General features: G+C 62.1%; 21 protein-coding genes. 11 read left to right on the forward strand and 10 right to left on the reverse strand.

The window, feature by feature from the left end:
* Positions 1–2: 2 nt before the first annotated feature.
* The 5 genes from metW to U5A08_RS27840 are packed head-to-tail and all read left to right on the forward strand — an operon-like array spanning position 3 to position 3,214.
* Positions 3–623: a methionine biosynthesis protein MetW gene (metW, locus tag U5A08_RS27820; RefSeq protein WP_247407941.1), complete on the forward strand. Its 621-nt coding sequence runs from the start codon at positions 3–5 to the stop codon at positions 621–623.
* Positions 624–644: 21 nt separating this feature from the next.
* Positions 645–1,079, forward strand: a complete 435-nt coding sequence (locus U5A08_RS27825; protein ID WP_253399936.1) for a DUF4426 domain-containing protein — start codon at positions 645–647, stop codon at positions 1,077–1,079.
* Entirely contained in the window at positions 1,076–1,672 is a 597-nt protein-coding gene (rdgB, locus tag U5A08_RS27830) for an RdgB/HAM1 family non-canonical purine NTP pyrophosphatase (protein ID WP_321849385.1), read from the forward strand. Before U5A08_RS27825 ends, rdgB begins: the two co-directional genes overlap by 4 nt.
* A complete protein-coding gene (hemW, locus tag U5A08_RS27835) occupies positions 1,669–2,871 on the forward strand; it encodes a radical SAM family heme chaperone HemW (protein WP_321849387.1) in 1,203 nt (400 codons plus the stop codon). The genes rdgB and hemW overlap by 4 nt, the downstream gene beginning before the upstream one ends.
* 19 nt (positions 2,872–2,890) lie before the next feature.
* The gene (locus U5A08_RS27840) at positions 2,891–3,214 is read left to right on the forward strand and encodes a DUF3392 domain-containing protein (protein WP_003176691.1); all 324 of its coding nucleotides are present in this window, start codon (positions 2,891–2,893) and stop codon (positions 3,212–3,214) included.
* A gap of 157 nt (positions 3,215–3,371) precedes the next feature.
* Here U5A08_RS27840 and trmB read toward each other — a convergent pair whose 3' ends face one another.
* The 4 genes from trmB to U5A08_RS27860 form a co-directional block, all read right to left on the reverse strand.
* Positions 3,372–4,097 carry a tRNA (guanosine(46)-N7)-methyltransferase TrmB gene (gene trmB / locus U5A08_RS27845; RefSeq protein WP_321849389.1) on the reverse strand — a complete coding sequence of 242 codons (726 nt, stop codon included), beginning with the start codon at positions 4,095–4,097 and terminating at the stop codon, positions 3,372–3,374.
* 9 nt (positions 4,098–4,106) lie between these two features.
* The gene (locus U5A08_RS27850) at positions 4,107–4,901 is read right to left on the reverse strand and encodes a thiazole synthase (RefSeq protein ID WP_017845016.1); all 795 of its coding nucleotides are present in this window, start codon (positions 4,899–4,901) and stop codon (positions 4,107–4,109) included.
* Between the two features lie 49 nt (positions 4,902–4,950).
* A complete protein-coding gene (gene thiS, locus U5A08_RS27855; RefSeq protein WP_253399942.1) occupies positions 4,951–5,151 on the reverse strand; it encodes a sulfur carrier protein ThiS in 201 nt (66 codons plus the stop codon).
* Between the two features lie 70 nt (positions 5,152–5,221).
* Positions 5,222–5,602: a DUF423 domain-containing protein gene (locus U5A08_RS27860; protein ID WP_017845018.1), complete on the reverse strand. Its 381-nt coding sequence runs from the start codon at positions 5,600–5,602 to the stop codon at positions 5,222–5,224.
* A gap of 74 nt (positions 5,603–5,676) precedes the next feature.
* Here U5A08_RS27860 and mtgA point away from each other — a divergent pair, with 74 nt between their 5' ends.
* Complete coding sequence (gene mtgA, locus U5A08_RS27865; protein WP_253399944.1) at positions 5,677–6,399, forward strand: monofunctional biosynthetic peptidoglycan transglycosylase; 723 nt, start codon at positions 5,677–5,679, stop codon at positions 6,397–6,399.
* Between the two features lie 109 nt (positions 6,400–6,508).
* Here the strand turns inward: mtgA and rpoH are convergent, their stop codons facing one another.
* The 4 genes from rpoH to ftsY form a co-directional block, all read right to left on the reverse strand.
* The gene (gene rpoH, locus U5A08_RS27870; protein WP_169376087.1) at positions 6,509–7,363 is read right to left on the reverse strand and encodes an RNA polymerase sigma factor RpoH; all 855 of its coding nucleotides are present in this window, start codon (positions 7,361–7,363) and stop codon (positions 6,509–6,511) included.
* A gap of 129 nt (positions 7,364–7,492) precedes the next feature.
* On the reverse strand, positions 7,493–8,515 hold the full coding sequence (gene ftsX, locus U5A08_RS27875) for a permease-like cell division protein FtsX (protein WP_253399946.1): 1,023 nt from the start codon (positions 8,513–8,515) through the stop codon (positions 7,493–7,495).
* The gene (gene ftsE / locus U5A08_RS27880) at positions 8,512–9,183 is read right to left on the reverse strand and encodes a cell division ATP-binding protein FtsE (RefSeq protein WP_247400282.1); all 672 of its coding nucleotides are present in this window, start codon (positions 9,181–9,183) and stop codon (positions 8,512–8,514) included. Before ftsE ends, ftsX begins: the two co-directional genes overlap by 4 nt.
* Complete coding sequence (gene ftsY, locus U5A08_RS27885; protein WP_253399947.1) at positions 9,180–10,490, reverse strand: signal recognition particle-docking protein FtsY; 1,311 nt, start codon at positions 10,488–10,490, stop codon at positions 9,180–9,182. The genes ftsE and ftsY overlap by 4 nt, the downstream gene beginning before the upstream one ends.
* A gap of 341 nt (positions 10,491–10,831) precedes the next feature.
* Here ftsY and U5A08_RS27890 point away from each other — a divergent pair, with 341 nt between their 5' ends.
* The 4 genes from U5A08_RS27890 to U5A08_RS27905 are packed head-to-tail and all read left to right on the forward strand — an operon-like array spanning position 10,832 to position 15,340.
* Positions 10,832–12,187 carry a M16 family metallopeptidase gene (locus U5A08_RS27890; RefSeq protein WP_253399949.1) on the forward strand — a complete coding sequence of 452 codons (1,356 nt, stop codon included), beginning with the start codon at positions 10,832–10,834 and terminating at the stop codon, positions 12,185–12,187.
* Positions 12,180–13,667, forward strand: a complete 1,488-nt coding sequence (locus U5A08_RS27895; protein ID WP_321849395.1) for a M16 family metallopeptidase — start codon at positions 12,180–12,182, stop codon at positions 13,665–13,667. The genes U5A08_RS27890 and U5A08_RS27895 overlap by 8 nt, the downstream gene beginning before the upstream one ends.
* Complete coding sequence (rsmD, locus tag U5A08_RS27900) at positions 13,667–14,284, forward strand: 16S rRNA (guanine(966)-N(2))-methyltransferase RsmD (protein ID WP_253399953.1); 618 nt, start codon at positions 13,667–13,669, stop codon at positions 14,282–14,284. Before U5A08_RS27895 ends, rsmD begins: the two co-directional genes overlap by 1 nt.
* A 60-nt stretch (positions 14,285–14,344) precedes the next feature.
* Positions 14,345–15,340 carry a hydrolase gene (locus tag U5A08_RS27905; RefSeq protein WP_321849396.1) on the forward strand — a complete coding sequence of 332 codons (996 nt, stop codon included), beginning with the start codon at positions 14,345–14,347 and terminating at the stop codon, positions 15,338–15,340.
* Positions 15,341–15,367: 27 nt separating this feature from the next.
* Here U5A08_RS27905 and U5A08_RS27910 read toward each other — a convergent pair whose 3' ends face one another.
* Together U5A08_RS27910 and U5A08_RS27915 are read right to left on the reverse strand one after the other, a co-directional pair.
* Positions 15,368–16,222 carry a sulfurtransferase gene (locus tag U5A08_RS27910; RefSeq protein WP_321849398.1) on the reverse strand — a complete coding sequence of 285 codons (855 nt, stop codon included), beginning with the start codon at positions 16,220–16,222 and terminating at the stop codon, positions 15,368–15,370.
* A 33-nt stretch (positions 16,223–16,255) separates the two neighbouring features.
* Positions 16,256–16,927: a TetR/AcrR family transcriptional regulator gene (locus U5A08_RS27915; RefSeq protein ID WP_321849399.1), complete on the reverse strand. Its 672-nt coding sequence runs from the start codon at positions 16,925–16,927 to the stop codon at positions 16,256–16,258.
* Positions 16,928–17,058: 131 nt separating this feature from the next.
* Between U5A08_RS27915 and U5A08_RS27920 the strand changes: the two genes are divergently transcribed.
* Complete coding sequence (locus tag U5A08_RS27920) at positions 17,059–18,501, forward strand: coniferyl aldehyde dehydrogenase (protein WP_321852291.1); 1,443 nt, start codon at positions 17,059–17,061, stop codon at positions 18,499–18,501.
* Positions 18,502–18,519 lie beyond the last annotated feature (18 nt).

Consider the following 18,519-nt stretch of genomic DNA (forward strand, 5'->3'; position numbering starts at 1 on the left):
CCATGAGAGCCGACCTGGAAATCATCCAAGACTGGATACCCGCCGGCAGCCGCGTGCTCGACCTTGGCTGCGGCGATGGCGAACTGCTGAGCTGGCTGCGCGACCACAAGCAAGTCACCGGCTACGGCCTGGAAAACGACCCGGACAACATCGCCCAGTGCGTGGCCAAGGGCATCAACGTGATCGAGCAGGACCTGGACAAGGGCCTGGGCAACTTTGCCAGCAACAGCTTCGACGTCGTGGTGATGACCCAGGCCTTGCAAGCGGTGCATTACCCGGACCGCATCCTCGACGAAATGCTGCGCGTCGGCCGCCAGTGCATCATCACCTTCCCCAACTTCGGTCACTGGCGCTGCCGCTGGTACCTGGCCACCAAGGGCCGCATGCCGGTCTCGGATTTCCTGCCGTACACGTGGTACAACACACCGAACATCCACTTTTGCACCTTCGAAGACTTCGAAGCCCTGTGTAGCGAGCGGGAAGCCAAGGTGATCAACCGCCTTGCCGTCGATCAACAGCACCGCCACGGCTGGGCGAGTAAACTATGGCCCAACCTGTTGGGTGAAATCGGGATTTACCGGGTCAGCAGCCCGGGCCTGACGGACCACAAGATCGCCGTCTAACTATTTTCGAGGAAGACGAATATGAGACGCCTGGCTGTATTTCTACTCACCGCGTGCCTGGGCGTCAGCGCCATGGCCGCCGATGCTATCGACAGTAAGCGCCAGAAAGAATTTGGCGATATCACCGTGCACTACAACACCTTCACTTCCAGCTTCCTGCAACCCGAAACGGCCCAGGCGGTTGGCGTGGTACGCAGCAAGAACAAGGGATTGATCAACGTGGCCGTGGTCAAGGGCGTGACGCCCGTGGCCGCGCAAGTGACCGGCACGATCAAGGACCTGAGCGGTAGGAGCGAAATCCTGACGTTCAAACAGATTACCGAGAAAGGTGCGATCTATTACCTCGCGCCCTACAACGTACCGCAACAGGAAGTACGAGTTTTCACCATCAATGTTGAAACCGGCGGCAAGGCCCATGGTTTCCAATTCAACCAGGAACTGTTTCCGGCAGAATGATGAACCTGACTCAACTCGTGCTGGCCAGCCATAACGCCGGCAAACTCAAAGAACTCCAGGCCATGCTCGGCGAGTCCGTGCAACTGCGCTCGATCGGCGAGTTCAGCGAAGTCGAGCCGGAAGAGACCGGCCTGTCGTTCGTCGAAAACGCGATCCTCAAAGCGCGCAACGCCGCACGCCTCTCCGGCCTGCCGGCGCTGGCGGACGACTCGGGCCTGGCGGTGGACTTCCTCGGCGGCGCCCCCGGCATCTACTCGGCGCGTTATGCCGACGGTAAAGGCGACGCGGCGAACAACGCCAAGCTGCTCGACGCCCTCAAGGACGTGCCGGATGCCGAGCGCGGCGCGCAGTTCGTCTGTGTGCTGGCCCTGGTGCGGCATGCCGATGATCCGCTGCCGATCCTCTGCGAAGGCCTGTGGCACGGGCGCATCCTGCATGCGGCCAGCGGCGCGCATGGGTTTGGCTACGACCCGCTGTTCTGGGTGCCGGAGCGCAATGTCTCCAGCGCCGAACTGAGCCCGGCCGACAAAAACCAGATCAGCCACCGCGCCCGCGCCATGGCTTTGCTGCGCCAGCGCCTGAGCTTGAAATGACCGAGAACACCTCTGCGCAGCCGCTGATCCACGGCGGCGCGCAAACACCCCGTGCGGCCCTGCCCCAATTGCCGCCCCTGGCGCTGTACATCCACATCCCGTGGTGTGTGCGCAAATGCCCTTATTGCGACTTCAACTCCCACACCGCCAGCCCGGTGTTGCCGGAAGAAGAGTACGTCGACGCGCTGCTGGCCGACCTCGATCAGGACCTACACGCCGTTTATGGTCGGGAGCTGAGCTCGATCTTCTTCGGTGGCGGCACGCCGAGCCTGTTCAGTGCCGCCGCGCTGGGCCGCCTGCTCAAGGGTGTACAAGCGCGCATCCCGTTTGCCGACGACATCGAGATCACCCTGGAAGCCAACCCGGGGACGTTCGAGCAAGAGAAATTCGTGGCTTACCGCAAGCTGGGAATCAATCGCCTGTCCATCGGCATCCAGAGCTTCCAGCAGGAAAAACTCGAAGCCCTGGGCCGCATCCACAATGGCGATGAAGCCGTGCGCGCCGCCGGTATGGCGCGCCAGGCCGGGTTCGACAACTTCAACCTGGACCTGATGCACGGTTTGCCCGATCAGTCCCTGGACGACGCTCTGAGCGACCTGCGCCAGGCCATCGCGCTCAAGCCGACGCATTTATCGTGGTACCAACTGACCCTGGAACCCAACACCGTCTTCTGGAACCAACCGCCGACGCTGCCGGAAGACGACACCCTGTGGGATATCCAGGAAGCCGGCCAGGCGCTGCTGGCCGAACACGGTTACGCGCAATATGAAGTCTCGGCTTATGCGCAACCGGGTCGTGCGGCGCGACATAACCTCAACTACTGGAGCTTTGGTGACTTCATCGGCATCGGCGCTGGCGCCCATGGCAAGCTCAGCCACCCGGACGGGCGCATCGTCCGTACCTGGAAGACCCGCGCACCGAAGGACTACCTAAACCCGGACAAAAGTTTCCTGGCCGGCGCGAAGGAGCTGACCAACGAAGAACTGCCGTTCGAGTTCCTGATGAACGCCCTGCGCCTCACCGAAGGCGTCGACGCCAGGCTCTACGCCGAACGCACCGGGCTGACCCCGACGAGCCTCGCGCAAGGCCGCACCGAAGCAGAACAAAGTGGCTTAATGCAGGTCGAACCGTCACGCCTGGCGGCGACCGACCGCGGGCAACTCTTTCTCAATGACCTGCTGCAGAAGTTTTTGAGCTGATCGCTCTTAAGGAAATCGAATGGATTTGGTACTCGACCTGCTCGCCACCGTGTCCCGCTGGAGCCGCAGCAACCTGTCGGAAATCTCCCTGGCCCTCGTCGGCTGCCTGTTGGTGCTGTTCGGCGCCGATATCAAAGGCTGGGTCGAAGCCCGCCTGGGCAGCATCGCCGGCGCCTTGCGCGTGCCGTTGATGGCCCTGCTGTGCATGATCGGCAGCGGCGCAGCGCTGATCTACGCCACCCCGTGGATTGTGCGGGGGTTGAGCCAGTTCAATAACTACAGCCTGGCGCCGGTATTGGTGGTGGTGCTGGTATTGATCGGCGTCGTCGCCGACCGCCGCTGATCCCAAACCCAACACAGATACAAATGTGGGAGGGGGCTTGCCCCCGATAGCGGTGGGTCAGCCATAGAGTGGTTGACTGACACTCTGCTATCGGGGGCAAGTCGAATCGTCGCACCGCCCCTCCCACATTTTTATCGCATTCCAAGCCAATGACTTGTCAGTCGACTTTCTCGAACTTCAAATCCCACACCCCATGCCCCAACCGCTCGCCGCGGCGTTCGAACTTGGTGATCGGGCGCTCCGTCGGGCGTGGCACGCATTTGCCGTCTTCGGCCAGGTTGCGGTAGCCGGGGGCGACGTTCATCACTTCCAGCATGTATTCCGCGTAGGGTTCCCAGTCGGTGGCCATGTGCAGGATGCCGCCGACTTTCAGCTTGCTACGCACCAACTCGGCGAAGGACGCCTGGACGATGCGGCGCTTGTGGTGACGGCTTTTGTGCCATGGGTCCGGGAAAAACAGCATCAGGCGGTCGAGGCTGTTGTCGGCGATGCAGCGGTTGAGCACTTCAATCGCGTCGCAGTCGTACACCCGCAGGTTGGTCAACCCCTGAGTCAGTACGCCATTGAGCAGCGCGCCGACACCCGGGCGGTGGACTTCCACACCGATGAAATCCTGTTCCGGCGCGGCTGCGGCCATTTCCAGCAGGGAGTGGCCCATGCCGAAGCCGATTTCCAGGGAGCGCGGGGCCGAACGGCCGAACACTTGGTCATAGTCCACCGGCGCATCGGCCAGGGGCAGGACGAACAGCGGCGTGCCTTGCTCCAAGCCCTTTTGCTGGCCTTCGGTCATGCGACCGGCGCGCATCACAAAACTCTTGATGCGGCGGTGCTTGGACTCGTCGCCCTGTTCCACGGTGTTCGGCGTTTCGTTTGATTCAGTCATCAATGGCTCTTACTTGATCAGACCATCCAGCGGCGAGGAGGCGCTGGCGTAGAGTTTTTTCGGCATGCGCCCGGCGAGGTAGGCCAGGCGGCCCGCGACGATGGCGTGTTTCATGGCTTCGGCCATCATGATCGGCTGTTGGGCATTGGCGATGGCCGAATTCATCAGCACCGCTTCGCAGCCCAGTTCCATGGCGATGGTGGCGTCGGAGGCAGTCCCCACGCCAGCATCCACCAGCACCGGGATCTTGGCTTCTTCGAGGATGATCTGCAGGTTGTATGGGTTGCAGATCCCAAGGCCAGTGCCGATCAGCCCGGCCAGCGGCATCACGGCAATGCAGCCGATTTCGGCCAGTTGGCGAGCGATGATCGGGTCATCGCTGGTGTAGACCATCACGTCGAAGCCTTCCTTGACCAGGGTTTCGGCGGCCTTGAGGGTTTCGATCACGTTGGGGAACAGGGTTTTCTGGTCGGCCAGCACTTCCAGCTTCACCAGGTTGTGGCCGTCGAGCAGCTCACGGGCCAGGCGGCAGGTGCGCACGGCTTCGATGGCGTCGTAGCAACCAGCGGTGTTCGGCAGGATGGTGTAGCGGTCCGGCGGCAAGATATCCAGCAGGTTCGGTTCGCCCGGGTTCTGGCCGATGTTGGTGCGGCGCACGGCCACGGTCACGATCTCGGCGCCCGAGGCTTCGATGGCCAGGCGGGTTTCTTCCATATCGCGATACTTGCCGGTGCCGACCAGCAGACGGGACTGGTAGGTACGACCGGCCAGGACGAAGGGCTTGTCGCTACGAACGATGCTCATGGGAAATCCTCGATAGGGGGATGAGGTTCTGCAGAATTCAGACGGGCGACTAGCCGCCGCCGATGGCTTGGACCACTTCGACCCGATCACCCTCGGTGAGCGCGGTCTCGGCGTGTTGGCTACGCGGGACGATATCCTGGTTGAGTTCCACTGCGACGCGACGCCCGGTCAGGTCCAGACGGGTCAGCAGGGCCGCGACGGTGCCGCCGTCGGGCAGTTCATAGGGTTCGCCGTTCAACTGAATGTGCATGCCATGGGCCGCCATCGTTTTTAGGGGCAAGCATTCTAGCCCGATTGGGGCCGGAGGTCAGCTCCAAGCGTCAGGCGGCCTGTTGCAAACGCCAGGCGGCCAGCCCCAACAAGAACCAGCCCAGCAGGAAGGCCAGGCCGCCAAATGGCGTGATGATACCGAGCTTGCTGATGCCGGTCATCGTCAGCACGTACAGGCTGCCGGAGAACAGCAGGATGCCGACGACAAACGACACACCCGCCCACGTGACCAGGCGCCCAGGCAGGTGCGCGGCGAGCAGCGCCACGCCGAACAGCGCCAGGGTGTGGACCAATTGGTAGGTCACGCCGGTATGGAAAATCGCCAGGTACTCGGCGCTCAGGCGGTTTTTCAGGCCGTGGGCGGCGAACGCACCGAGAGCGACACCGGTGAAGCCGAAAAAGGCAGCCAACATCAGAAAGCCACGCAGCATGAGGAACTCCAGTCAGACTCATTGGGCAGGGTCTGTATAATGGCCCGCTCAACGGGTTCGGCCAAGCCATCTCTATGCTGCGTGTCCTCTTCAATCGTTTTCTCAAAGCCGTGAAATGGTTTGCCATCGGCAGCGTGCTGCTGGTGCTGCTGTTTCGTGTCGTACCGCCGCCGTTCACCGCGCTGATGGTGGAGCGCAAGATCGAGTCCTGGTTTGACGGCGAGCCGATTGACCTGCAGCGCACCTGGGTGCCGTGGGATGAGATCTCCGACGACCTCAAAGTGGCGGTGATGGCGGGTGAAGACCAGCGCTTTCCCCAGCATTGGGGCTTCGATTTCGGCGCGATCCAGGCGGCGATCCTGCATAACGAGCGCGGCGGCTCGATCCGTGGCGCCAGTACGCTGAGCCAGCAGGTGTCGAAGAACCTGTTCCTGTGGGCCGGCCGCAGTTATCTGCGCAAAGGCCTGGAGGCCTGGTTTACCGGGCTGATCGAAGTACTGTGGCCCAAGCAGCGGATTCTTGAGGTGTACCTCAACAGCGTGGAATGGGATGAAGGGGTGTTCGGTGCGCAAGCGGCGGCGCAGCATCACTTTGGGGTGAGTGCCAAGGGACTTTCTCGGCAGCAGGCCAGCTACCTGGCGGCGGTGTTGCCCAATCCGCGAGTGTGGAGCGCTAGCCATCCGACGGCCTATGTGGCGCGGCGGGCAGCGTGGATTCGCCAGCAGATGGGCCAGCTAGGTGGGGATGGTTACTTGATGGAGCTGAACAACTCGCGCAAGGCGCCCTGGTCCAACTGACACAACACAGAAATAAATGTGGGAGGGCGCTTGCCCCCGATAGCTGAGTGTCAGTCGACATCAAGGTGACTGATCCATTGCTATCGGGGGCAAGCCCCCTCCCACAGTTTTAAGCGGCGATCGACAGCTTCAGCTTGTTCATCGCGCTTTTCTCAAGCTGACGAATCCGCTCGGCCGACACGTTGTACTTCTGCGCCAAGTCGTGCAGCGTGGCTTTTTCTTCGGCCAGCCAGCGCTGGTAGAGGATGTCACGGCTGCGGTCGTCCAGCACTTCCAGCGCTTCGTGCAGGTTGTGGTTGGAGTTGTCGCTCCAATCGGCATCTTCGAGTTGACGCGCCGGGTCGTACCGGTGGTCTTCCAGATAGTTGGCCGGCGATTGGAAGGCGCTGTCGTCGTCCGCTTCAGCGGCCGGGTCGAAGGCCATGTCATGGCCGGTCAGGCGGCTTTCCATCTCGCGCACTTCACGCGGTTCCACACCGAGGCTTTCGGCCACGCGGTGGACTTCCTCGTTGTTCAGCCACGCCAGGCGTTTTTTCTGGCTGCGCAGGTTGAAGAACAGCTTGCGCTGGGCCTTGGTGGTCGCGACTTTCACGATGCGCCAGTTGCGCAGGATGAACTCGTGGATTTCCGCCTTGATCCAATGCACGGCGAACGACACCAGGCGCACACCCATTTCCGGGTTGAAGCGCTTCACAGCCTTCATCAGGCCGACGTTGCCTTCCTGGATCAGGTCTGCCTGGGCCAGGCCGTAGCCGCTATAGCTACGGGCGATATGTACGACAAAACGCAGGTGGGCGAGCACCATCTGCCGAGCCGCCCCCAAATCCTGCTCATAATAGAGACTCTCGGCCAGTTCACGCTCCTGCTCCGGCGTCAGCAATGGAATGCTGTTAACCGTATGCACATAAGCCTCAAGGTTCGCACCCGGGGCCAAGGCATAGACAGGTTGCAAAGAAGTGGTCATACGAAAAAACCTCCGACTCACATAACTCGTGCAGTTCAGCACTGCGAAAATTGACCGGGAACCGTAAGACAAGTTCCCTAAACCACTGATACGGTCAATACAAACGAAACCACATTAATCTGACATTAACTACTTCGGTGCCAGCTCACGTAAATGCCGTGCGACCGCAATCCAAGCACCGATATACCCCAACAAGACCGCGCCAAGCAAGAGCGACAGACCATCTGCGACCGGCACTCCGGCCAGGGCGAAATCACTGCCGTACAAGCCGGCCAGCCCGATGACTGCGTCGTTCAGCCAGTCCAGGCCGAACGCCAATAAACCCCAGGACAAAATCCCCGCACCGAAGCCATAAAGCGCGCCCATGTACAGAAAAGGCCGACGCACATAGCTGTCCGTGCCGCCGACCAGTTTAATCACTTCTATCTCGGTGCGGCGGTTTTCAATATGAAGACGAATGGTATTACCTATCACCAAAAGTAATGCAGACACCAACAATACCGTCAGGCCGAACACAAAGCGGTCACCCAGCTTGAGAATCGCCGCCAGGCGCTCCACCCAGACTAGATCAAGTTGCGCCTGTTGCACCTTGGGCATCTCTGCGAGTTTTTGTCGCAGGGCTTCCAGGGCTGGCTTGTCGACTTCATTGGGCGTCACCAGCACCACGCCCGGCAGTGGGTTCTGCGGCAGCTCTTTGAGCGCCTCACCCAAGCCCGACTGTTGCTGGAATTCCTCAAGGGCCTGATCGCGGCTGATGTACTCGGCATCCGCCACGCCCGGCAGGTTCTTGATCTCTTCGCGCAAGGCCTCGCCATCTTTGGCGCTGGCATCCAGGTTCAGGTACAGCGAAATCTGCGCTGCGCGCTGCCAGGAACCGCCAAGGCGCTCCACATTATTAAGCAGCAGTGACAAGCCCATCGGCAGGCTCAAGGCCACTGCCATCACCATGCAGGTGAAAAAGCTGCCGATTGGCTGCTTGCCCAGGCGGCGCAGGCTGTCGAGCAGGCTGGCACGGTGGTTTTCAACCCAGGCGCGCAGCAGCGTAGCGAAGTCCGGGCCATCGTCTTCGTCGTGTTTTTTCTTTTTCGGTTGCGGGTCGGCCGGTTTCGGCGCCACGCGCTCGGAAACCTTGGGGCTGCGTGTCGCACTCATACGCCGGCCTCCCCGTCGCCGATCAGGCGACCGCGTTGCAGGGTCAGCATGCGATGGCGCATACGCGCGATCAGTGCCAGGTCGTGACTGGCGATCAGCACGCTGGTGCCCAGACGATTGATGTCTTCGAACACGCCCATGATCTCGGCCGCCAGGCGCGGGTCGAGGTTACCGGTGGGTTCGTCCGCCAGCAGCAAGGCCGGGCGGTGGACGATGGCGCGGGCAATGCCGACGCGCTGTTGCTGGCCGGTGGACAGGTCGCCGGGATAGAGGTCGGTCTTGTCCGACAGCGCCACGCGCTCCAGGGCCGAGTCCACACGCTTGATGATTTCGGCCTTGGACAGCCCGAGGATCTGCAACGGCAACGCAATGTTATTGAACACCGTGCGATCGAACAGCAACTGGTGGTTCTGGAACACCACGCCGATCTGGCGGCGCAGGAACGGAATCTGCGAATTGCTGATGGTGGCCAGGTCCTGGCCGGCCAGCAGCAGTTTGCCGGTGGTCGGGCGTTCCATGGCCAGCAGCAGGCGCAACAGGGTACTTTTGCCGGCACCCGAATGGCCGGTGACAAACAAGAATTCGCCGCGACGCACTCGAAAGCTCAGCTCATGCAAGCCGACATGCCCGTTGGCGTAGCGTTTACCGACCTGTTCGAATCGAATCATGAACGCTCCCGCTCGGCAAACAGTGCCTGGACAAAGGGTTCGGCTTCAAAGGTGCGCAGGTCGTCGATACCTTCACCGACGCCGATATACCGAATCGGCAACCCGAACTGCTTGGCCAGGGCGAAGATCACGCCGCCCTTGGCCGTGCCGTCGAGCTTAGTCAATGCCAGGCCGGTCAGTTGCACCGTCTGGTGGAATTGTTTGGCCTGGCTGATGGCGTTCTGGCCCGTACCGGCGTCGAGCACCAGCAAGACTTCGTGCGGAGCCTCGCCGTCGAGCTTGCCGATCACGCGGCGCACTTTCTTCAGTTCTTCCATCAGGTTGTCTTTGGTGTGCAGGCGACCGGCGGTATCGGCGATCAGCACATCAATGTTACGGGCCTTGGCGGCTTGCACGGCATCGAAGATCACCGAAGCGGAATCGGCGCCGGTGTGCTGGGCGATGACCGGGATCTTGTTGCGCTCGCCCCAGACCTGCAACTGCTCGACGGCGGCGGCACGGAAGGTGTCGCCGGCGGCGAGCATGACTTTCTTGCCTTCCAGTTGCAGCTTCTTGGCCAGTTTGCCGATGGTCGTGGTCTTGCCGGCGCCGTTGACGCCGACTACCAGGATCACGAACGGTTTTTTCGGAGTGATCACCAGCGGCGCTTCGACCGGCTTGAGCATCGCGGCCAGCTCGGCCTGCAGGGATTTGTACAGCGCATCGGCGTCGGTCAACTGCTTGCGCGCGACCTTCTGGGTCAGGCTCTGGATGATCACGGCGGTGGCTTCGACGCCCACGTCGGCGGTCAGCAGGCGAGTCTCGATGTCTTCCAGCAGTTCGTCATCGATGGTCTTTTTGCCCAGGAACAGGCTGGCCATGCCTTCGCCGATGGTCGCGCTGGTTTTGCTCAGGCCTTGCTTGAGGCGGGCGAAGAACCCGGTTTTGCTCGGTTCGGCGGCAACAACGGGCTCGGCAGGCGGCTCGATCACGGTGGGCGCGGCGACCACAACAGGCGCGGGAGTCGGCTCGACCGCCACCGGTTCAACCAGCGGAATCGGCGGCGTCACATGCTCGGCCTGCACATCGTCGACCAGTGCCACGGGCTCTTCGGCCACCGGCAGTTCCAGCCACGGCTTGTGCTCGGGCTCGGCTTGCACCACCGGCGCCGGCGGTGCGGCGTCTACGACGGGCTCAGGGATCGGCTCAGATTGAACCTGCGGCTGTTCGACGACGGTTTCCTGCGGCTTTTTGCGCAGCCATCCGAACAGGCCTTTTTTCTCGCCAGCCGCAGCTGGGCTCTTCTTGTCGTCGTTGGAACCAAACATGGAGGACGGCTATCTCAAGGTAGCGACGCGCCAAGGGCGCCTCGGTAAATAAAAATTCGATGCAGAACAGACTGTTTTAACGCCCGCTCGTTCATGCGCAACATTTTGTAAGGCGTAAATAAGCGCCTCAACAAATCGATTCAATATGGAATTGAAGCGATAAAATCGGCGAAAAGCTGAAGATTGTCGGGGAAAATCACCCTCTACTTCAACATTCCTACGACTGTGACCGGAACAAGATGACGACCGCAGTGGCCGTCCCCAAATCGGATCAGTATCCTAGCACCTCCTCGCCCGCCGACGCTAAGACCAAGCGGGCAGCCCAACAGGTTTAAAAACGAATGAATGCTCTAGCCCGCCGCGCCGCAGGCCTGCTGCTCAGCACAGTTTGTCTGCCCCTCTCAGCCTTGGCTGCCGACCCACAACCCACCCATGAATTCACCCTGGATAACGGCCTCAAAGTGGTCGTGCGCGAAGATCATCGCGCGCCGGTGGTGGTTTCCCAGGTCTGGTACAAAGTCGGTTCGAGCTACGAAACCCCGGGCCAGACCGGCTTGTCCCACGCCCTGGAACACATGATGTTCAAGGGCAGCGCCAAGGTCGGCCCCGGCGAAGCCTCGCTGATCCTGCGCGACCTGGGCGCCGAAGAAAACGCCTTCACCAGCGACGACTACACCGCCTATTACCAGGTGCTGGCGCGCGACCGCCTGGGTGTCGCCTTCGAACTCGAAGCCGACCGCATGGCCAGCCTGCGCCTGCCGGCCGACGAGTTCAGCCGCGAGATCGAGGTGATCAAGGAAGAACGCCGCCTGCGCACCGACGACAACCCGATGTCCAAGGCCTTCGAGCGCTTCAAGGCCATGGCCTTCCCGGCCAGCGGCTACCACACGCCGACCATCGGCTGGATGGCCGACCTGGAACGCATGAAGGTCGAAGAGCTGCGCCACTGGTACCAGTCCTGGTATGTGCCGAACAACGCCACCCTGGTGGTGGTCGGCGACGTGACCCCGGACGAGGTGAAGAACCTGGCCCAGCGCTACTTCGGCCCAATCCCCAAGCGTGATGTGCCGCCGGCCAAGATCCCGCTGGAACTGGCCGAGCCCGGCGAGCGCTTGCTGACCATGCATGTGCAAACCCAACTGCCGAGCGTGATCCTGGGCTTCAACGTGCCCGGCCTGGCCACCGCGCCAGACAAACGCTCGGTACAAGCCCTGCGCCTGATCTCGGCCCTGCTCGATGGCGGCTACAGCGCCCGTATTTCGGAACAGTTGGAACGCGGTGAAGAGCTGGTATCCGCCGCCTCCACCCACTACGACGCCTACACCCGCGGTGACAGCCTGTTCACCCTGAGCGCCACGCCGAACCAGCAGAAGAAAAAGACCATCGCCCAAGCCGAAGCCGGCCTGTGGCGGCTGCTGGAGGAACTCAAAGCCAAGCCGCCGACCGCCGAAGAGCTGGAGCGTATCCGCGCTCAGGTCATCGCCGGCTTGGTCTACCAGCGTGATTCCATTACCAGCCAGGCCACCGCCATCGGCTCCCTGGAAACCGTCGGCCTGTCCTGGAAACTGATGGACACCGAACTGGCCGACCTGCAAAGCGTGACCCCGGACGATATCCAGAAGGCCGCACGTACTTACTTCACCCGCGAACGTCTCAGCGTCGCCCATGTCCTGCCTGAGGAGACCGCTCATGAGTGATCGCAAACGCAGCCTGATCCTGCCCGGCCTGATCGCCGTCACCTTGATCGCGGCGAGCGCCGTGTACTTCCTGCGCCCCAGTGAATCCGTCGCCAGCCCGGCCCTGGAAAAAGCCCAGTCGGCCAACACGCTGCAATCCCTGGCGGAACTGGACGGCAAGGCGCCGACCAACCGCAAGCTCGACGTGCAAACCTGGAACACCGCCGAAGGCGCCAAGGTGCTGTTCGTCGAAGCCCACGAATTGCCGATGTTCGACATGCGCATCCTGTTCGCCGCTGGCAGCAGCCAGGACGGCGACGTCCCGGGCGTGGCGCTGATGACCAACGCCATGCTCAACGAAGGCGTGCCAGGCAAGAATGTGAGCCAGATCGCCAGCGGCTTTGAAGGCCTCGGTGCAGACTTTGGCAATGGCGCTTTCCGCGACATGGCGCTGGTCTCCCTGCGCGGTCTGAGCGACAGCGACAAGCGCGACGCCGCCCTGGCGCTGTTTGACCAGGTGATCGGCAAACCGACCTTCCCCGCCGACTCCCTGGCGCGCATCAAGAACCAGATCCTCGCCGGCTTTGAGTACCAGAAGCAGAACCCCGGCAAACTGGCGAGCCTGGAGCTGTTCAAGCGCCTGTACGGCGACCACCCGTATGCTCACCCGAGCGAAGGCACGGCCGAGAGCGTTCCGAAGATCACCCAGGCACAGTTGCAGGCATTCCACGCCAAGGCATATGCCGCGGGTAACGCGGTGATTGCTGTGGTGGGCGACCTGACCCGCGCCGAGGCCGAAGCCATGACCGCCAAGGTCTCTGCATCACTGCCCAAAGGCCCGGCGCTGGCGAAGATCGCCCAGCCGACCGAGCCCAAGGCCGGCTTGAGCCATATCGAGTTCCCATCCAAGCAGACGCACCTGCTGTTCGCCCAACTGGGCATCGATCGCGCCGACCCGGACTACGCCGCCCTGTCCCTGGGCAACCAGATCCTCGGCGGCGGTGGCTTCGGCACCCGCTTGATGAGTGAAGTCCGCGAGAAGCGCGGCCTGACCTACGGCGTCTACTCCGGCTTCTCACCGATGCAGGTGCGCGGCCCGTTCATGATCAACCTGCAGACCCGCGCAGAAATGAGCGGCGGCACCCTGCGCCTGGTGGAAGAGGTGCTGGCCGACTACCTCAAGACCGGCCCGACGCAAAAGGAGCTGGATGACGCCAAGCGCGAGCTGAGCGGCAGCTTCCCGCTGTCCACCGCAAGCAACGCCGATATCGTCGGGCAACTGGGCGCCATGGGTTTCTACAACCTGCCGCTGAGCTATCTCGAAGATTTCATGAAACAATCCCAGGCCCTGACCGTAGAACAGGTCAAAGCGGCTTTGAACAAACACCTGAGCGCCGACAAGATGGTCATCGTGACCGCCGGCCCGACGACTGCGCAAAAGCCACTACCGCCCCCCACTGATAAACCTGCCGAGCAGCCGCTCGGGGTTCCGGAGCATTAATGGCCAGTTCATCTCGCCCGAAAAAACCTGTCCACAACGTGCATAACGGTGTGGGCCAACTGCGCATCATTGGCGGTGAATGGGGCAGCCGCAAGCTCAGCTTCCCCGACGTCGTGGGCCTGCGCCCGACACCGGATCGCGTGCGCGAAACCCTGTTCAACTGGCTCGCGCCGTACATCGCCGGGGCCAAGGTACTCGACCCGTTTGCCGGCAGCGGCGCACTGTTCCTCGAGGCGTTGTCCCGTGGCGCGGCCCAGGCACAGGCGCTGGATGCCAGCAATGTGGCGGTGTCCAGCCTCAAGGAACACCTGGGCACCCTGCGCTGCACCAACGGCCAGGTGCAGACCGCCGACGCGCTGCGCTACCTGGAAACCCAGGCCGCCAGCGAATACGACGTGGTGTTCCTCGACCCGCCGTTCAACCAGAACCTGTTGCCGACCGTGTGCGCATTGCTGGAAGAGCGCCAATGGCTGGCACCGGACGCGTGGATCTACACCGAAAGCGAAAGCGCGCCATCCAGCCTGGGCCTGCCCGGGAGCTGGCGCCTGCACCGGGAACAGAAATCCGGGCGGGTGTATTACGCGCTGTGGCAGCGCTCGGTACAGCCAGCGGCCTAAACCTGTGGCGAGCGGGCTTGCTCGCTCGCCACAGTGTGTTCGCGTGCCACAGAGAGTGTCATGACCCCTTCTTCAGACCTGTTCAAACCCGCCTTCGGCCTCGGCAATCCACACCTGCAAACGCTGTGGGGCCCGCTGTGGCGCCCCACGACGCACCTTGAGCGCCCACGCGAACGCCTATGGCTGGACGACGGTGACTTTCTCGACCTCGACTGGCATGGCCCCCATGACGCACTTGCGCCGCTGGTACTGGTGCTGCATGGGCTGACCGGCTCGTCCAATTCGCCTTACGTGGCCGGCCTGCAAAAAGCCCTCGCCGCCCAAGGCTGGGCCAGTGCAGCCTTGAACTGGCGCGGTTGCTCAGGCGAGCCAAACCTGCTGGCGCGCAGCTACCACTCGGGCGCCAGCGAAGATTTGGCGGCAGCGATTGCCCATCTGCGCGCCACGCGGCCGTTGGCGCCGCTGTATGCGGTGGGTTATTCCCTCGGCGGCAATGTGCTGCTCAAGCATTTGGGCGAAACCGGCGCGAATTCGGGGCTGCAAGGTGCGGCGGCGGTGTCGGTGCCGTTTCGCCTGGATCAGTGCGCCGATCGCATCGGCCTGGGCTTTTCGCGGGTGTATCAGAAGCACTTCATGCGCGAGATGGTCGCGTATATCCGCGTCAAACAAAGCCGTTTTTTACAGGATGGTCGTGCTGAAGGGCTTAAAACCCTGGAGTCACTCGGGTCTCTGGAGAAGATGCGCACGTTCTGGGACTTCGACGGCCGGGTCACCGCGCCGCTGCATGGTTTCCTGAGTGCCGAAGACTATTACCGCCGCGCGTCGAGCCGTTACTACCTGGGCGATATCCGCACGCCAACCCTGATCATCCACGCGGCCGATGACCCGTTTGTCTTCGCCCATAGCCTGCCCGAAGCCAGCGAGTTGTCGGATTGCACCGAGTTCGAATTGCTGGCCAAGGGTGGGCATGTGGGGTTTGTCGACGGCTCCCTGAAGCGCCCCGGCTACTACCTGGAGCGGCGGATTCCGCAATGGTTGCTGACACAACCCCGTTAAACCATGTGGGTTTACACGCCGAACAACTTAGTCGCCGGTCGCGATTTCCCGCGCCGGATCGGTAATCCACTCGCTCCACGATCCCGCATACAACTTGCCCAACGGGTAACCCGCCAGGCTCAGGGCGAACAGGTTATGGCACGCCGTCACGCCCGAACCGCAATACGCCACCAATTCATCCGGCGAACGGCCTTGCAACTGGGCGGCGAAGCGCTGCCTGAGCTGCTCGGCCGGCAGGAAACGCCCGTCGCTGCCGAGGTTTTCGGTGAACGCCGCACATTGCGCACCGGGAATGTGCCCGGCAATCGGATCGATAGGCTCGACATCGCCGCGAAAGCGCGGCTGGGCGCGGGCGTCGATCAAGGTCAGGCCCGGTTGGCCCAGGCGTTTTTGCAACTGCTCGGCATCCAGCAGCAGGCGATTGTCCGGCGCGCCGACCAAGGTGCCGCGCTCGATCACCGGCGCATCCAGACTTAACGGGAAACCGGCTGAATGCCAGGCCTTCAAGCCACCGTCCAGGATAAACACGCCGTCGCGCTTGCCCAGCCAGGCCAGCAACCACCAGGCGCGGGCGGCATAGGCACCGGGGCCGTCGTCGTAGAGCACCACATCGGTATCGGCATTCACGCCCCAGGCGCGCAATTGCTCGGCCAACGCCTGCGCCTGCGGCAACGGGTGACGCCCGGTCACACCCTTGGTCACCGGCCCGCTGAGATGACGCTCCAGGTCGGCATATTGCGCGCCCTCGATATGCCCTTCGGCATAGCTGCACAGCCCGTAGTCCGGGTCTTCCAGGGCAAAGCGGCAGTCAAGTAGCACCAGAGCCCCACGCTGTTGGCGCTCGGCCAGTTGCTGGGGGCTGATCAGTTGGGCAAGCGGCATGACGGACTCCTGTGAACAGATTCGGGAAAGGCCCTACTTCACTTCTTCCAGTGCCTGGTTCAACGGCACATAAAACTCTTTGAACAGCGCATCCACCTCTTTTTTTGCCTGCGGCGTGACAAACCCCGCCTCCAGCACCAGCACCTGATACACCCCGCGCTTGATCGCTTCGGCGCTCAAATGCGTGGACTTTTCATTGGTGGTACACAAAAACCGCACCCAGGAGGTGAGGATGATCCAGGCATTGAGGGTCAGCGCCTCGGTTTGCACCGGGTCCATATTGAGAATGCCGGCATCGACAAACCCTTGGTAGATAGCACCACCCTGAATCAGGCAACGCTGGGAAAAACGCCGGTAGCCGGTGGCCAATTCCGGGTCGCTTTCCAGCAGGTGTTCGAGGTCACGGTGCAGGAAACGGTAGCGCCACATGCCGGCCAGGACCGCCTGCAGGTAGAAGCGCTTGTCATCCACCACCATGGCGCGACCTGGGGGCGGGCGCAGGAAACTGTCCACCAGGGCTTCGTATTCGCGAAACAGCATGGCGATGATCGCCTGCTTGTTGGGGAAGTGGTAGTACAGGTTGCCCGGCGAAATTTCCATATGGGCGGCAATATGGTTGGTGCTGACACTGCGCTCGCCCTGCTGGTTAAAAAGCTCCAGGCTGGTTTGCACAATGCGCTCGCTGGTCTTTACTCGTGGTGCCATAGGGGATCAGCTTCTGTACACGTGATCGGCCATCTTACGGCCTAACCTTGTCGGGATAAATCCAGTTGTTGCTGCAATGTTATTTGACAATTTAGAGCAATGACTCTAAAAACTCAGGCAGACCAATAACAATCTGGAACTGCGCCATGTCTGCCAACGTTGCTTACCTGCAAAATTCCCAGACACTGGATCAACTCCAGAGCCTGTTCGACGCCCAACGCCGCGCCTATGCCGCCAACCCGATGCCGCCGGCCGCGCAGCGCCAGCAATGGCTCAAGGCCTTGCGCGAAGTGCTCAGCGACGAACGCCAGGCGCTGATCAACGCGATCAGCCAGGACTTCAGCCACCGCAGCCCCGACGAAACCCTGTTCGCCGAACTGATGCCCAGCCTGCATGGCATTCACTATGCGAGCAAACACCTCAAGGGCTGGATGAAACCTTCCCGCCGCGCTGTAGGCATTGCCTTCCAGCCAGCCTCGGCCAAAGTCATCTACCAACCACTGGGCGTGGTCGGGGTGATCGTGCCCTGGAACTATCCACTGTACCTGGCCATCGGGCCGCTGGTGGGCGCGTTGGCCGCCGGCAATCGGGTGATGCTCAAGCTCAGCGAGTCGACCCCGGCCACCGGCGAACTGCTCAAGACCCTGCTGGCGAAGGTTTTCCCCGAAGACCTGGTGTGCGTGGTGCTGGGCGAGGCCGAAGTCGGTATCGCGTTTTCCAGCCTGCGCTTCGACCACCTGCTGTTCACCGGCGCCACCAGCGTCGGTAAACATGTGATGCGCGCGGCCGCCGAGCATCTGACCCCGGTCACCCTGGAGCTGGGCGGCAAATCGCCAGCTATTGTTTCCGCCGATGTACCCCTCAAGGACGCCGCCGAACGCATCGCCTTCGGCAAAGCCTTGAACGCCGGGCAAACCTGTGTGGCGCCAGACTACGTGCTGGTGCCGGAAGATCGCGTCGAGGGTTTCGTCGAGGCCTACAGCAAAGCGCTTCGCGGGTTTTACCCGACGCTGGCCGACAACCCGGACTACACCGCCATCATCAACGAGCGGCAACTGGCCCGACTCAATGCCTACGTAAAAGACGCCACCGACAAGGGCGCCACCCTGATCCCCCTGTACGACCAGGGCCAGGCACGCCGCATGGCCCACAGCCTGCTGTTGAATGTCAGCGATGAAATGACGGTGATGCAGGACGAAATCTTCGGCCCGGTGCTGCCGATCGTGCCTTATCGCGGCATCAACCAAGCCTTTGCCTACATCAATCAGCGGCCTCGCCCACTGGCCCTGTACTACTTCGGCTACAACAAGCGCGAACAGAACCGCGTGCTCCACGAAACCCACTCCGGCGGCGTATGCCTGAACGACACGTTGCTGCATGTGGCTCAGGACGACATGCCGTTCGGCGGCATCGGCCCGTCGGGCATGGGCCACTACCACGGCCATGAAGGGTTCCTCACGTTCAGCAAGGCCAAGGGCGTGCTGGTCAAGCAACGCCTGAACGCCGCGAAGTTGATCTACCCGCCCTACGGCAAAGCAATCCAGAAGTTGATCCAGAAGCTGTTTATCCGCTGATACCGCCACCCTCGGGAT

This window comes from Pseudomonas paraveronii (assembly GCF_963681955.1).
Lineage (GTDB): Bacteria > Pseudomonadota > Gammaproteobacteria > Pseudomonadales > Pseudomonadaceae > Aquipseudomonas > Aquipseudomonas paraveronii.